10 protein-coding genes are annotated in these 15,547 nt (G+C 35.1%); 8 read left to right on the forward strand and 2 right to left on the reverse strand.

The features are described from left to right. Position 1 precedes the first annotated feature (1 nt). From AAEO57_RS19115 to AAEO57_RS19150, 8 genes are all read left to right on the forward strand, one after another. Entirely contained in the window at positions 2–3,052 is a 3,051-nt protein-coding gene (locus AAEO57_RS19115; protein WP_341694636.1) for a glycoside hydrolase family 2 protein, read from the forward strand. Between the two features lie 369 nt (positions 3,053–3,421). After that, a complete protein-coding gene (locus AAEO57_RS19120) occupies positions 3,422–5,782 on the forward strand; it encodes an AAA family ATPase (protein ID WP_341694637.1) in 2,361 nt (786 codons plus the stop codon). A gap of 482 nt (positions 5,783–6,264) precedes the next feature. After that, positions 6,265–6,525: a hypothetical protein gene (locus AAEO57_RS19125; protein WP_341694638.1), complete on the forward strand. Its 261-nt coding sequence runs from the start codon at positions 6,265–6,267 to the stop codon at positions 6,523–6,525. Between the two features lie 632 nt (positions 6,526–7,157). Then, positions 7,158–7,988 carry an STAS domain-containing protein gene (locus tag AAEO57_RS19130; protein WP_341694639.1) on the forward strand — a complete coding sequence of 277 codons (831 nt, stop codon included), beginning with the start codon at positions 7,158–7,160 and terminating at the stop codon, positions 7,986–7,988. 13 nt (positions 7,989–8,001) lie between these two features. Further along, entirely contained in the window at positions 8,002–8,400 is a 399-nt protein-coding gene (locus AAEO57_RS19135) for an STAS domain-containing protein (protein WP_341694640.1), read from the forward strand. Then, on the forward strand, positions 8,381–8,797 hold the full coding sequence (locus tag AAEO57_RS19140) for an anti-sigma regulatory factor (protein WP_341694641.1): 417 nt from the start codon (positions 8,381–8,383) through the stop codon (positions 8,795–8,797). The genes AAEO57_RS19135 and AAEO57_RS19140 overlap by 20 nt, the downstream gene beginning before the upstream one ends. Beyond that, entirely contained in the window at positions 8,790–9,803 is a 1,014-nt protein-coding gene (locus tag AAEO57_RS19145; RefSeq protein ID WP_341694642.1) for an ATP-binding protein, read from the forward strand. The genes AAEO57_RS19140 and AAEO57_RS19145 overlap by 8 nt, the downstream gene beginning before the upstream one ends. Before the next feature lie 4 nt (positions 9,804–9,807). Then, positions 9,808–11,439 carry a sensor histidine kinase gene (locus tag AAEO57_RS19150; protein ID WP_341694643.1) on the forward strand — a complete coding sequence of 544 codons (1,632 nt, stop codon included), beginning with the start codon at positions 9,808–9,810 and terminating at the stop codon, positions 11,437–11,439. Positions 11,440–11,511: 72 nt separating this feature from the next. Here the strand turns inward: AAEO57_RS19150 and AAEO57_RS19155 are convergent, their stop codons facing one another. Further along, entirely contained in the window at positions 11,512–12,534 is a 1,023-nt protein-coding gene (locus AAEO57_RS19155) for an LLM class flavin-dependent oxidoreductase (protein WP_341694644.1), read from the reverse strand. Between the two features lie 148 nt (positions 12,535–12,682). Further along, positions 12,683–15,493 carry a M16 family metallopeptidase gene (locus AAEO57_RS19160; RefSeq protein ID WP_341694645.1) on the reverse strand — a complete coding sequence of 937 codons (2,811 nt, stop codon included), beginning with the start codon at positions 15,491–15,493 and terminating at the stop codon, positions 12,683–12,685. Positions 15,494–15,547 lie beyond the last annotated feature (54 nt).

Here is a 15,547-nt window from a genome sequence, read left to right on the forward strand (position 1 = left end):
TATGAGAAACACCTCAAAAAAGTTACGATTTATACCTGTAGTTTTACTTATTATTTTCTCCGTTACTTCCACATGGGCACAAAAAAGAATATCACAGGATATATCCAATAATGACTGGAAGCTTTGGCTGGATCCAATGGCGCAATGGCAGAATGATGTTTTGTTTGTGCCGCCTGTTAATATTAAAGCATTGCCAGTAAATCCGCCAACAGGTGGGTGGTCTGCATTAGAAAAAGGAGAAAGCAAAACCGTAAATCTTCCGGCAACAGTGGAGCAGTTTTATTGGGGGATGAACAAAAATCCTTTCGGAGTTGCGGGGAATTATTTAGGAATTTCATGGTTTTCAACGGAGGTTAAAGTGCCGTCATCAATGAAAGGAAAGCGAATTGTACTGCATTTTGAAAGTGTTCGTTTCCGAGCTGAGGTATTTGTAAATCAGAAATTAGCAGGTTACGATTTAATTAACGGAACTCCTTTTGACGTTGATATTACCAATTATGTAACAGCTGGAAAATCGAATAAGATAGACGTTAGAATTACAGATCCAAACGGAAATTTCGACTGGAGAGACAGTTCCAATTATATGTGGGGAGATTATCGTACCAATCCGACTCACGGTTTTGGCGGCATTACCGGAAAAGTGAGTATTGTTGCGACTGACAATGTTTTTGTGAATGATATTTTCATCAAAAACAAACCAGTTGTTAACGAAATCGATGCTGAAATTGCATTGACTAATAATTCATCAGAGGTTTTTAAAGGAAATGTTGTCTTAGAAGTAAGCGAAAGAAAATCGGGTAAATCGGTTTGGGAAAAAACTTTTCCAATTGAGGCTGTAAAAGGAGACAATGCATCGCAGTCCTTTACGATTAAAGTGGATAATGCCAATCTTTGGGATGTGGACAATCCTAATTTATATGTACTGAAAGCTACACTTAAAAAAGAGAAAGAAGTAAAAGATGAAGAAGAAAGAAAGTTTGGTTTCCGCTGGTTTGAAGTCAAAGAAATTGACGGCGACAAACAGTTTTATCTCAACAACAAACGGATTGTCGTAAGAACAGCAATCTCCTGGGGTTTCTGGCCTGTAAACGGAATTGCGCCAAGTGATGAACTGGCCAAAAAACAAATTGCAGATGCCAAAGCATTGGGTTTGAATATGCTGAATTTCCATCGTACAATAGGACAAACCAATGTTCTGGATTATGCTGACGAAATGGGACTGCTTTACTATCAGGAACCAGGGGGAAATCAATTTCCGGGCAATCAATTCAATCCTAAAACAGCATCAGAAAAGAAACAGGCTGATTTCTATTTTGCAGCAAGAGACGAAAAATTCTTCAGAATGATCAAACGAGACAGAAGCCATCCTTCGCTTGTAATTTATAATATGCACAACGAAAGAGGAGCAGAACCACAAAAGAAAGACAGCTTACAGATGCTGGCAGGACACAAACTGGATCCAACCAGAATAATGACGTACAATTCAAGTAATGGAGCAATAAAAATAGGACCAGATCCGCGTTTTAAACTGCATTTACTACCTTATGACAATCAGTTTTACAATTATGGCTGGTTCGATCAGCATCATGCCGGAGGGCCTGGGGTGTATCATGATAACTTATACAGCAATCCTAAAAAGTATGCAAAATACACAGACAATAAAGCAGAAATCGTTTATTACGGAGAAGAAGGAGCTATAGGCACTCCGCCAAGACTGCAGTTAATCAGAGACGAAATTCTGAAAAACGGTAAAGACAAAGGCTGGGAAACCGACGATTATCTAAAATGGTATGATGCGTATGATACTTTCCTAAAGAAAAATGACTTCGAGAAATCGTTTCCTAATGTAGACAGCCTGACCAGAAAAATGGGCAATGTGTCTTTTTATTATCAGGGAAGAACCATCGAAAATGTACGAATCAATAATACCATTGATGGTTATGCGGTAAACGGCTGGGAAAGTATGAAACTGGAAAACCATTCCGGAATTGTAGACAATTACCGAAACCTCAAAGGAGATCCCGATCTGATTGCCCGTTATAACAAGCCTTTGTACGTAGCTGTAAAACTAACCAATAAAGTTTTGTCTGTTAAAGATTCAACTATTGTTGATTTTTTTATAGTGAACGAAAAAGACATTAAAGGAGCATTTGACCTAAAAGTTAAAGCAGTAAACGACAAAAAAGAAACGGTCTGGACAAAAACAATTCCTGTAAAAGTAAGTGGAGGTATCAAATACGGAGAATTACTGTCTTCTAAAAATACTTTCGTGCCACATACAGAAGGTTATACCAAAATTACAGCCGAATTAGTTTCAAAAGATAATGCTGTTATTGCCACAGGAAGCGATGAATTATTTGCTGTAAAACTGAACAAAGCCAAAATCGCCTCTAATCTTGTGGTGGCTGATACTTTGGGAGTTCTCGCAAAGTATTTCGATTCCGAAAAGATTGAATATAAAGACTATAAAAAGGGAACGCCATCTGGAAATTGTCTGGTTATCGGAGCTTTCAAGCCACAGCAGACAGGAAACCCATTGGTAACCGATCTTTTAGAATGGGTCAATAACGGAAACACGATTGTTGTGGTCAATGACATAGATATCTGGTCTACTTATTTTGCTAAAAAAGAAGCCGCAGATTACAGAGGATTCAAAACATTAGGAACATCCTGGTACGGCGGAAATTATTTCGTTAAAGAAACCAAATGGTTCGAAGGCCTGCCACAATCCTGCGTATTCAATTGGGAATACCAGTGTTTCGCCACCTACAACAAAAACAGAATCGGACTCCGAATGTTCAACGGCGAAACTATCGTTGGATGCGTTTCCGACCACAAGCAGGAAGTCTATTCTGCCCTAAGCGTGGTGCCTCACGGACGCGGAAAAATCATTTTCTGTGCGCTCGATATTTTCAGCTGTATCAAAGAAAATGAAGTAACCAAAAAAGCCGAAGGGGATGGCGAAAATGCCTCAATGAAAACTTTTAACGTTTCAGCCAAAAACAAAGCTAACATCGTAGGACAGCAGCTTTTACTGAATCTGTTGAAATAAACGGAATATTATTTTTTAGGAGCAGGAATCATGAGGCTTTTTTAGCAGCATGGTTCCTGCTCTTCGTTTTATCTTTTCTTTTTTAAAGGAAAAAAGAAAAGGATGCCACTACGATCAGGGCTGGGAATTGTTTTATAGAGCATTTTAGGGGGGAGTGTAATTAGCAACAAGTGTCAGGCTGAGCGGAGTCGAAGCCCTTTTTTGCTCTAAAAGTGAGTTAATGTTTATCAAAGTTTTCCCTATATTCGCTAAAATGAGTACCAGTATTCTTATTGTATGAAGTGTACTAAAGTTAGATGATTAGAACTTTTTGTGCTTGGTATAAAAAAGTTAGAGATTAAACGCAATATTCAAAAACGTAATGCAATTATGATACAAAAAATAAGTATTAATAATTTCGGTCTTTTCAAAAATTATTCTTGGGAAACAAATATTGGTTCTTCGGAGACATTTAGATTAGTTAATATTATTTATGGAAGAAATTATTCCGGTAAGACAACTTTATCTCGGATTTTCAAATCAATTGAGGATGGTAGAGTACATGAAAATTTTTCGAATTCCAATTTTTCAATTACTGTTAATGGCGGAACGGTTATTACACAAAATAATTTAGAAAGTTTTGGAACTGATAAAAAGGTAAGAGTATATAATACCGATTTTGTAAATGACAATCTGAGTTGGCTTCACAATATTGATGGTTCAATCAAGCCATTTACAATATTAGGCGCAAAAAATGTAGAACTTGATAGAAAAATTAATGAGTTAGAAGCAACTTTGGGTAACGCAGAAGACAATACGGGTCTGTTTGGTGAATTAATCGAAGCCACAAAAAACTTTGAAAATAGTAGGTTGGCGTTAGAAACCAAACAAATGGATTTAGACGGTAAACTTAGAACAAAAGCACAAAATATAAAAAACAATGCTTCCCTTTATAACTATCCAACATATCAAATCAATACAATCAAAGGAGATATTTCAACATTGAAAGATACTTCAATATTATCTGATGATGAAACGGATAAAAAAAAGTTACTACTTAAGGAAGATTCCAAAGGTAGTATTAGTAAACTCAATACAATCAAAATAGATTTTGAAAATCTTTATGATAAAACTAATTCATTACTGAGCCGAGAAATTAAAATAAGTGAGCCAATCGCAGATTTGCTTAATGATTCGTTATTACAAGAGTGGGTGAGATTAGGAATTGAAAGACATAAGAATAAAAGAGAAAAATGTGGTTTCTGTGGAAATCCATTACCACAAAATATTTGGGAAAAAATTGATGCACATTTCAGTAAAGAATCTGAAGACCTAAGAAAGGAAATAGAACAATTAGTCAGAGAATTAGATGAATTGAGTATCACTGTTTCTAATTATATTTCAATACAAAAAGATGATTTTTATGCAACACTCGGAATTGATTTTCAAAGCATATCATCAGATTGGGCGAGTGAAACAAAGACTTTTAAAAAATATATTGATGAACTTATAAATGCATTAAAGGGTAGGATCAAAGATATCTTTAAAATAAATACTTTACCAGTAATCGAAAGTAATACAAATCAACTAAATCAAATCCTTGAAAATTTAAATGCATTAGTAGATACACATAATGAAAAAACAAATTCTCTCTCGACAGATCAAAAGAAAGCCAGAGCCGATCTTCGAATATCAGAAATTGGAAAGTATATAAAAGATATTGATTATACTAAGTATGTTGAAGATTTAAAAACGTTAAAGGAAAACTATGATATTTTAGATGGTATAAAAAAAATAAAGGGTAAAGCAATTCGAGATATACAAGAAGAAAAAAGAATTCTAGAAGCACAAGCTAAAGATGAAAGTAAAGGCGCAGAATTAGTTAATCAGCATCTCTCGCATTTTTTTGGTCATGATGAACTAAAATTGATTGCTGAAGGCGATTCTCCCAATATTAAATTTAAAATTACACGAGAAGGTTCCGATGCCAAAAATTTAAGTGAAGGCGAATCAAGTCTAATTTCATTTTGTTATTTCATTGCAAAAATGGAAGATGAAATGAAAGATGATGCAAATATTAACAACCTAATTATATATATTGATGACCCAATCTCTAGTTTGGACAGTAATCACATTTTTTTTATGTATAGTTTAATTGAGAGCATTATAGCTAAACCTAAAAAGTACGGTCAATTATTTATATCAACTCATAACTTAGATTTCTTAAAATATTTAAAGAAAATTACGTTTCCAGAAAAATATCAACCTATTCCAACAGAAAAGAAAATTTCATCACTACAACATTTTATTATAGAAAGAAAAGGAAAAAGTAATACTCAATTGAATCTTGCTCCCAATTATTTGAAAAATTACATTACTGAATTTAACTATTTATTTGACCAAATCTATAAGTGTTCAACTGCGGATACTGAAACTATTGCTAATAATTTTCAATATAATTTTGGAAACAATATGCGTAAATTCTTAGAGGCTTATTTGTTTTACAAATATCCTAGCCATATACTTACATTGGATCAACGAATAGATAAATTTTTCGAGGGAGAACAAATTTCAATCAATTTAGTAAATCGTGTCATTAACGAATATTCACATTTGGGAGAACATTTTGAACGAAGTTTAGAACCAATCGATGTTGATGCGATTGTGAAAATTGCTCAAGCGGTACTTTATAGGATCAAAAATACTGATCGTGATCAATACGATGCTTTAATAGAGAGTATAACTCTTTAAAGAAAGTAACGTCCAAACTTACACATAGATCGTTAAAAAAAATGATAAAAAAGATCCTAAAACCAGTATTGATTTCACTAATTCAAATAGTTATAATAACAATTATCCACAGTAGTTTATACTATTTTTTTCCAATACAACATAAGTCTATAGCATTTGGATTCACTATTTTTTACAGCGAAATTATTTTTATAGTATCAATTCTTACTTTCAATTTTTATCTCGAATTCTATAAAAAGAATATTTACCTGATTGGATTGGTCCTCTTAATAATTACCAGTATTTTTCCTTTGATGGCATTTGATTACAGACCATTGAGAAGTCTGTTTTTAATTATACTCTATCTATGTGTTTTCATATCTTCATTAATTTTGATTAAAGGAAAAATTGAAAATAGACTGGAGTCGAAAAAGAAATTTTATATAAAAATTAAAAATTATTTTACGGAACTGTCGGAAAGTAAAATTCCACTTGATCTGTTAATGGAACTTATTGATGAAATTACCGATTCCCAGTATCATTCTTACCAACGATTTTGGCATCAATATCCAAAATCAAGAAAGCGTTATTCAAAATTTAAGCTTGAGGATTTAGATCATCCTTTTACTCAATATAAGATTACAGACTTTTTTAGGGATAAAGATTCCGAAAACTATAAAGCGTACACCAGAGTACTTTTGAAAATGACAGAGGAAGAATTTAGTGATTACGAAATGATTAAATATCAATACGAAGCGAAATAAAAAACAATATGCAATTTTCTCGCGCCTATATCTGTGTTCACGAGCATGATTCTCGTAACGTTAGAAAATGGTTGGTAAAGCAGCAACACGCCCAAATTATTCTTCGGTAATTTATTTTTCCATAACTGAAGCAGCCATTAAAACAGCACAATAACCATGAGGCTGATTTTTATAAGTCTCCGAGGGACAAGCGAGATAATTTTACGCATATTATACTTTATGTTTTTTGTTAGAAAAAAGGCTACTAAAATTCAAAAATAAGTAAAACAGACAACCGTTACTGTGCCTAATTTATAAAGTTTGAGGAATAATTTGTGTATACAAAAATGATATTAGAATCATTCCTAAAGTAATTTATATATTACTCACAATTCATGTTTAGAATTTTCTTCTTTTAATTCTAATAGTACTTTTAATACCTGATCTAAATAACTGTGAAAAAGGAGCAGTTACTCCCACTGCAGCAAGTGAATATATGTTTTTTTAATATATTTCAGGTGTAATATTGATGATATTTTATATTTTTTGTTAAAAACTTAAATTTATTCTTTCGTGTTGTTTTAACACATCTTTTCTCAATGTTTAATTTAAAGTACTATATTTGTTAGAGAAAAATCCAAATTTAAAAGCAAATGCAAAACAACTTATTGGTAAGCTTAAAAGAGCACGAAAACAAATTATTAACGATATGGTCTCAAATTCTTCAGGATAGCGGATCTGGTGATGGTGCAGTGGAAGAAGAAGAATCAAAAGAATTTGCTTCACTTTTTTTAAGTGCATTTGCTAATTCTGATAATTCAAAAGAATTTGAAAAAGTTGAGGATCTTATAATCGGGATCTCATCATCGAGAGGGAAAAGAGGTTTTTCACCAAGAGAAAATGCACAATATTTAATCTCCTTTAAAGAAGCTGCTTCTAGAGTTCTTTCTGATATAATAAAGGATTCTGTACAACTTTATGATGCCAATCTCAAATTAAATACGGTTTTGGATAATATGATGATTATGACTTTTGAAGCCTTTATGAAAGGTAGAGAAGATGTAATTTCAAGACAGGTAGATGAAATTAGTGAGATTTCGACTCCGGTAATTAGTGTTTGGGATGGTATCGTAGCTTTACCGATTATCGGAACTTTAGACAGTTCGCGAACTCAGGTGGTAATGGAAAGTCTTTTGCAGCAAATTGTAGATACAGGAAGTTCAATTGCTATATTGGATATTTCAGGTGTTCCTGCAGTAGATTCGCTTGTTGCACAGCATCTTATTAAAACTGTAAGTGCAACCCGTTTGATGGGGGCAGAGTGCATTATCAGTGGTATACGCCCTGAAATTGCTCAGACTGTTGTACATTTAGGAATTGATTTAAGCGGAATTATTACGAAGGCATCACTTGCAAGTGCATTACAGACTGCTTTTGAAATGCTGCAGCTATCTGTTGTTAAAAGAAGAAAAATTGTAGAATAAGATTTAATTTTTTATGGAGAGAATTCCTATACTAAAAATGGGGGATTTTCTGCTTGTTACAATTCAGGTAGACTTGTATGATCAGCTGGCAGAAAATCTTGAATCAGATTTAATAAATACCATTAGTAAGCACAGCTCAAAAGGGGTCTTAATAGACATCTCTGCGGTCTCAATAATAGATTCGTTTATGGGACGAATTCTCGGAAACATAGCAGTAATGTCAAGAATAATGGATGCACAAACAGTTGTAGTAGGAATGCAGCCTGCAGTTGCTATTACACTGGTAGAACTTGGGTTGTCTTTAAATGGTGTTATAAGTGCTCTTAATGTAGAGAAAGGAATGGATTTACTTCGCTCAAAAATGCAAAAAAGCGATAACGAAGAGCAGGAGTATGACTACGACGACGAATAGTAAAGAAGAAGCTCTAATTCTAAGAGAACAGGACGTTGTACCCTTACGTAATCGTGTAAAAGAGTACGGTGTAAAAGTTGGTATGAGTATCTTAAATCAGACTAAACTAATTACGGCAACGAGTGAACTTGTTCGAAATCTTTTAAAATATGGCGGTGGCGGAAAAGTTATTATAGAATCGGTCAGTAACGGTCGTGATAATGGTGTACGCGTAACTTTTATTGATAATGGTCCCGGAATAGCAGATATAGATCTTGCAATGAAAGACGGATACAGCACAGGAAAAAGCTTAGGATTAGGCTTGCCGGGAACAAAAAGACTTGTCAACGAATTTGACATAAAATCAGAACTGGGAAACGGTACTACCGTTACTATAACAAAATGGAAAAATGGGTAATACGTTTTCCACCTACAAGATAGACGATCGGAGCCTTATTGCTTTTATAAAAAGAGAAATTCATAATCTAGCACTTCAGATTGGTTTTACACCACACAGAGCTGCCGAAACAGACATTATTGTGGCAGAACTGACCTCAAATCTTATAAAATACGCAAACGGAGGTGAACTTTTATACAGGGCTCATTTTGAATCAGAGCAAAATCAAATTGAGATCTACTGCCTTGATAAAGGTGTAGGATTTGAAAATGTAGCTAAAATAATGAATGACGGCTATTCTTCTTCTAATACTCTTGGGCACGGATTAGGGTCAATAAAAAGACTGAGCAACGATTTTCAGATTTATTCCATAAAAAATTGGGGCTGTGTTCAGTATGTGAAAATTTGTGAAAAACCTGATTTTCAATTACCATCATTAAAAACGGGACTCAGTTATGCAGCAATCGCAGTTAATTATCCAGGTGAAAAATTGTGTGGAGATGGATATTATGTAAAAAATTCCAGTAAAGGTTTTCAGATATTTGTAGGAGATGGTTTGGGGCATGGCGAAAGTGCCAATGAGGCAGTTGAGTTAGCAATGAAAGTATTTAAACAGACTATAGAATGGGATCCTGTAGAAATTCTTAGGGAAATTCATACCAGAGTAAAAAAAACCAGAGGGCTTGTCGCTACAATAGCTTCTGTAGATTATAAATCAGAGGTTTGGACTGTTTGCGGTATCGGTAACATAAATACCCGTATTTATAACGGATTGGAAAATAAAACATACACTCCCTATAACGGAATTATAGGGCATAATATTCCACGGACTTTAAATAATACAATAGTGCCCTATAAGAAGCATCAGATTATAATAATGCACAGTGACGGATTGCGAACAAGATGGAATCTGAATGATTTGACTTCTATTTTAAAACATACTCCGGGTATAATTGCAGCTTCTTTATTCAAAGAAAATATTCGCGGAACAGACGATGCAACAATTTTGACAGGTAAAATAAATTAAGTACATGAAAGAGATCATAAAAATAAATCTTGATAACGAAATGGACTTAATACTGGCTCATAAGCGTTGCATGAAAATTGCAGAGATGTGTGGTATGCCGTCTTCTTTCCAGACAAGATTTTCAACTGCGGTCTCTGAAGTGGCCCGATGTGCTATCGCAAAAGGTAAAGATTCTTTACTGGTTCTCGGGATTAATATTGTGAAAGTTACTAAAAAAGAGATTGTAGCCATAATTATAGATGCCGAAGATTTAAAAACCTGTAGTCCTGAGGCTTTTAATTATGCTTCAAAAATTTCCGGTCAGATTGAATATAAATACTTCAAAAACCAATCTACGACCAGAATAAGTCAGCCGGTTTTGTCTCCTGGACTTCTCTCAGAAGCTAAGATAAAAGGGTTTATCGATTATTTTAAATTTGAGCCGCCTTTATCACCTTATGACGAAATCAGAAAGAAAAATATTGAACTCATTGCTCTTTCTGAAAAACTTACTGAAAGCGAAAATAAATACAAGCAGCTTGCCAATACAATTCCGGTGCTTATTTGTGTGATGAATGAACGCAGTAATGTGCTGCTTGTAAACGAATCACTGGAGCACTATCTGGAATTGCCCTTGCTTATATTTGATCGAAAAAGCTTAAACAATTTTGTGCATCCGGATGACATTGACGGTCTGTTAGAAGGCTGGAACAGAGCAAAGAAAAACAGAATTGATTATATTGGAGAAGCCAGAATTAAAAATAAATCAAATTATATATGGCATTTGGTTTCGATAACTCCAAATAAAACCGAAGACGGAAGTTTTAACAGCTGGCTGGTTTATTTTGTAGATATAAATGCCCAAAAAATGATAGTTGAAACACTGAAGGATAATACGGAACTTAAAGCGATTCAACGCGAATTAGAAGGTGCGAATTCAAAACTGCGTTTTAAAAACAAAGAGTTAGAGCAGTTTGCTTACATTGCCAGTCATGACCTTCAGGAACCTCTCAGAAAAATAATGATTATGCTTTCCAGAGCCGGAGAACATTTAAGCGAAGACGAAAAGAAAAAATATTACTTTGACCGTATTACGCTGGCAGCAGGCAGATTATCAAACTTAATTACAGACGTTCTCAATTATTCCCGAATTGAAAATAAAGAACAATATTTTGCAGAAGTCGATCTTAATGAAGTTATCTCAGAAGTTTTGAACGATTTGAGTCTGGTCATTGAAGAAAAAAATGCTGTAATCAATGTAAGTCTGATGCCAAAAGTTTTGGGTCTTGACACACAGCTTCGCCAATTATTTTACAATTTGATTAATAATGCACTTAAGTTTAATGCAGGGCAGCCAATCGTTAAAGTCTCATTTGGAGATGTTCCCGCTGATGATAATTTAGTGACTGCTGTAGAAAATTATGAAGTGATTTCAATTGCGGATAATGGAATAGGAATGGACAATAAATACTCAGACCGTATATTTGATATGTTTCAGCGTCTCCACGAACGTGATCAATATGGAGGAAACGGTATCGGACTTGCCCTATGCAGAAGAATCATCGAAAATCACAACGGCATGATTAATTTTAGCAGCAAACCCGGAGAAGGAACTATTTTCTGGATTTATCTTCCGAAGAAAAACTTCAAAGTATAAGTTTTCAGATGTTTAAAAAAATTTACAAGGAATATAAAAAGCCCTTATCACTAAAATAAGGGCTTGGAAAAATTAACGCCAGCCAAGTGCCGGTGCAATATATTGTAAAATTGACGAAAGCACATGTACGTTATAATCAACCCCCAGGGTGTTTGGAATGGTTAATAATACTGTGTCTGCTTCCTGAATCGCTTCGTCCTGAGCTAGTTCCGTAATTAATTTATCCGGTTCTGCGGCATAACTCTTTCCGAAGATGGCTCTTTTATCTCTTTCGATATAACCAAAACTATCGGTTCCTTTTCCGTCTTGTCCAAAATAATACCTGTCCTGATCGCTGACCAGTGCAAAAATGGAGCGGCTTACAGAAACACGTGGTTCCCTGTCGTGGCCCGCTTTTTTCCAGGCTTCTTTATATAACCTGATTTGCTCGGCTTGCTGGATGTGGAAAGGTTTGCCGTTTTCGTCATATTTCAGAGTCGAACTTTGCAGGTACATACCGTTTTCAGCAGCCCAAATTGCGGTAGCATTCGATGCTGCTCCCCACCAGATCCGTTCCCGTAGCCCTTCAGAATGTGGCTCAGGTCGTAATAAACCCGGTGGATTTGGAAACATAGGGTAGGGGTTTGGCTCTGCAAATCCTTCGCCTTTGAGTCTTTCCAGAAATTCCAGTGCTTTTTTGCGTCCCATATCGGCATCTGTGTCACCCTCTTCAGGTTCATATCCAAACTCTCGCCAGCCGTCAATCACCTGTTCCGGAGATCCTCTGCTTATGCCTAATTGCAGTCGTCCGCCAGAGATTAGGTCTGCTGCACCAGCATCTTCAACCATATACAGCGGATTCTCATATCGCATATCAATTACGCCGGTTCCGATCTCTATTTTGTTAGTTTTGGCGCCAATGGCGGAAAGCAATGGAAAAGGCGATGCTAATTGCTGTGCAAAATGATGTACACGAAAATAAGCGCCATCGAGTCCGATTTCTTCTGCCGCAACCGCCAGATCAATAGACTGGAGCAGTGTGTCACTTGCTGTACGAGTCTTATAAGCCGGATGATTGTTCCAGTGTCCAAATGACAAAAATCCTATTTTTTTCATATAGCTTAGTATTAACATTTCAAATATACAACACCAAATTTGTATACTTTCAGTTTGTTTGTTTCTTTAACTCTTTTTTACGAACAAAAAAGGCTGTCCGGAAAGACAACCTTTAATGACTAATTAAAAAAAATGTATGCTAAAGTTCTTATTTTCCTGAATTTTTTTCAGGACTCATAATTACTTCGACGCTACTAGAACTATCCAAAACGTGCTTACTAAACTGCTGAATAGTTTTCTGATTAATTTTAGAAATTAAATTTTTATATTCTTCATCCTGTAAAAACGGAACCTGATTTAAGCTGTTGTTGTACAGTGTCGAGTTCCAGAATGAATTGGTTTTTAGAGATTCTTCTCTGTTTTTTATCAGTGCTTTCTTGATGTCTTCCAGATCGTTCGCATTCACCGGAACTGTTTTTAAATCGTTTAATTCTTTCCAGACAATCTGCATCAGTTTCTCCTTTTTCTCAGGATTACAGTCAAAAGTAAGTGCCAGGCTGAATGTTGATGAAGGAATTTGTTCCAGAGTGCCGCCGACACTAACACCGTAACTTCCGCCTTCTTCTTCGCGAATGGTCTGTAAAAATCGTTTAGACAATAACTCACCGATAATATAGATGGTCATTGCATTTTCTTTGCTGTACTCAGTTTTACCCGTTAAATTCAGATAAACACTTGCTTTTGGAATTTCCATAGGTCGGGTGAAATGCACCACTGTTTTTCCTTTTTTAGGTTCGATATGATGATCCGCAAAATTTTCTTTCTGACCTGGATTCGATTTTAGATTCCCGATGTATTTCTGAATCAACTCTAAAGCTGAATCCGGAATATTTCCAACAAAAATAAACGTAAAATCAGCCGCATTTTTAAATCGGTCGCGGTAGATGTTTTCGGCTTTTTTTAAATCAATCGTTTCAAGGAATTTATCATTGAATAAAAAAGTTCTTGGATTATGATTTGAATTTGCTAAATCAATAGAATCCTTAAAAGCGTTTCCGTTATCTTTTTTGATGTTTTGCAGACGATTTTTGTATTGTTCTTTTAAAATATTAAAAATGTTCGGGTCAAATCGTGGTGTTTCAAAAGAAAGGTACATCAATTGCAGCATCGTTTCAAAATCGGCTTTGTTTGAACTTCCCTGAAATCCCTGTGTTTCATCACCAATAAAAGGAGCTGACTGCGCTACTTTTCCGGTTAGTTTTTCTTTTAAACCAATATTGTCAAAATTTCCTAAACCGGAAGATCTTGCCAGTGTGGTTGCAATTTCTGCAGAGGTTAAATCCTCTGTTTTTACTAAAGATTTGCCTCCTTTTGAAAAAGCAGAGAAAACAACCTGATCCTGAGAATAAGTCGTTGGAAGTACAATTATTTTGGCATCGTTTTCTAAAATATAACCTTTAGCATCCTTTACTCCGGCAACATCAAATGTTTTTTTGATGGCAGCAGGTTTTAATTCTTTTTCAATCAAAGGAGCGTTATTTTCTTTTTTGGTGTAAGGTTCTAAAGTTTTGCTTTCGACCTTCTTCATTACATTAACAACAGCTTCTTTGGTCGGAAAATTATTTTTATCATCCTCGGGACCCGTTACCAAAACTACCTGATTGGTTGGTCTCTGGATTGTTTTTGCGTAAGCGTTCAACTCTTCTAAAGTGATACTTTTAATGATTCCGACAATTAATTTGTAATCATCATCAGCAGAAAGAAAAGGTTTTGCTTTCAGGAAATAATTGGTCAGTTTATCGGCCCAGCTTTCGTTATCGACTTTATTTTTGTTGCTTAGAAAATCATCATACGAACTGATAAAAAGTTTCTTGGTTCGGTCTAATTCAGACTGGACAGCGCCAAAACGTTTGATACGTTCTGTTTCTGTATACGCTTCTTCAAAAGCCTCGATTGTTTTTTCTTTTTTGGCTAAAGCCACAATGTTAAACGAATTGCTAAGTCTTGAAATTGGCTCAAAATATGTTTTTAAGCTTAAAGCAGAGCCTTGATTCTTTAAAAGTAATTCTTTAAAACGATTGTTCAGAATACTGGTGTAAAAAGAGTTTAGAACATTTTTGCGGGTTACAGTAGTGTCATTTACCAGTGGCTCATCAAAAACATATTTCAGTGTAATGGCTGTTGATGAGGCTTCTTTATCGGAAGCGGTTCCAAAATACAATTCATCGTGCTTCGGAATTGCTTCATACGTTCTGGCGGCTGCTTTTTTGGCTAAAGGAATACCCGAAAAAATCGTTTTTACTTTTTGCTCCATGGCCTTTACATCAATATCACCCACAATGATTACCGCCTGTAAATCGGGTCTGTACCATTTTTTATAATAGTTTCTTAATTCGGCATATTTAAAATTGTTGATGATGTTCAAATCGCCAATTACATCTCTTTTGCTGTATTTCGAATTTTTGTATAAAACCTGATCCGTCTGCATTTTTAAGCGAAAACCGCTTGTACGTCTGGTTCTCCATTCTTCACGGATTACACCTCTTTCAGCATCAATTTCTTCATTGGTTAAAGATAAAGATCCGGACCAGTCGTGTAAAACCCAGAGGGTAGAATCAATCAGTTTTTCATTGGTAACCGGAACTGTACTGATGTTGTAAACGGTTTCGTCCTGAGCGGTGTAAGCATTAATGTCTTTACCAAAAGTGACTCCGTTTTTTTCCAGCATTTTGATGATGCCCTTGCCTTTAAAATGCTCAGTTCCGTTAAACGCCATGTGTTCCAGAAAATGTGCCAGTCCGTTTTGATTGTCATCTTCCAGAATAGCACCCACATTTTGCACGAAGTAAAAACTGGCTCTGTCTTTTGGTTCTTCGTTATGCAAAATATAATACGTTAAACCGTTTTTTAATTTTCCGGTTGTAACATTTTTATCCAGCGGAATCGTGGTTTTGAACTGGGAAAAAGCTCCATGAAAAGACAGCAGCAGCATCCCAAAAAGGATATTTTTTTTAGTCATTTTTTTTATTTTTATCCAATGGTTGTCGTTAAAAAATCTATTCAAATGTTTTTT

The sequence above is a fragment of the Flavobacterium calami genome (assembly GCF_038290035.1).
In the GTDB taxonomy this organism is placed as follows: domain Bacteria; phylum Bacteroidota; class Bacteroidia; order Flavobacteriales; family Flavobacteriaceae; genus Flavobacterium; species Flavobacterium calami.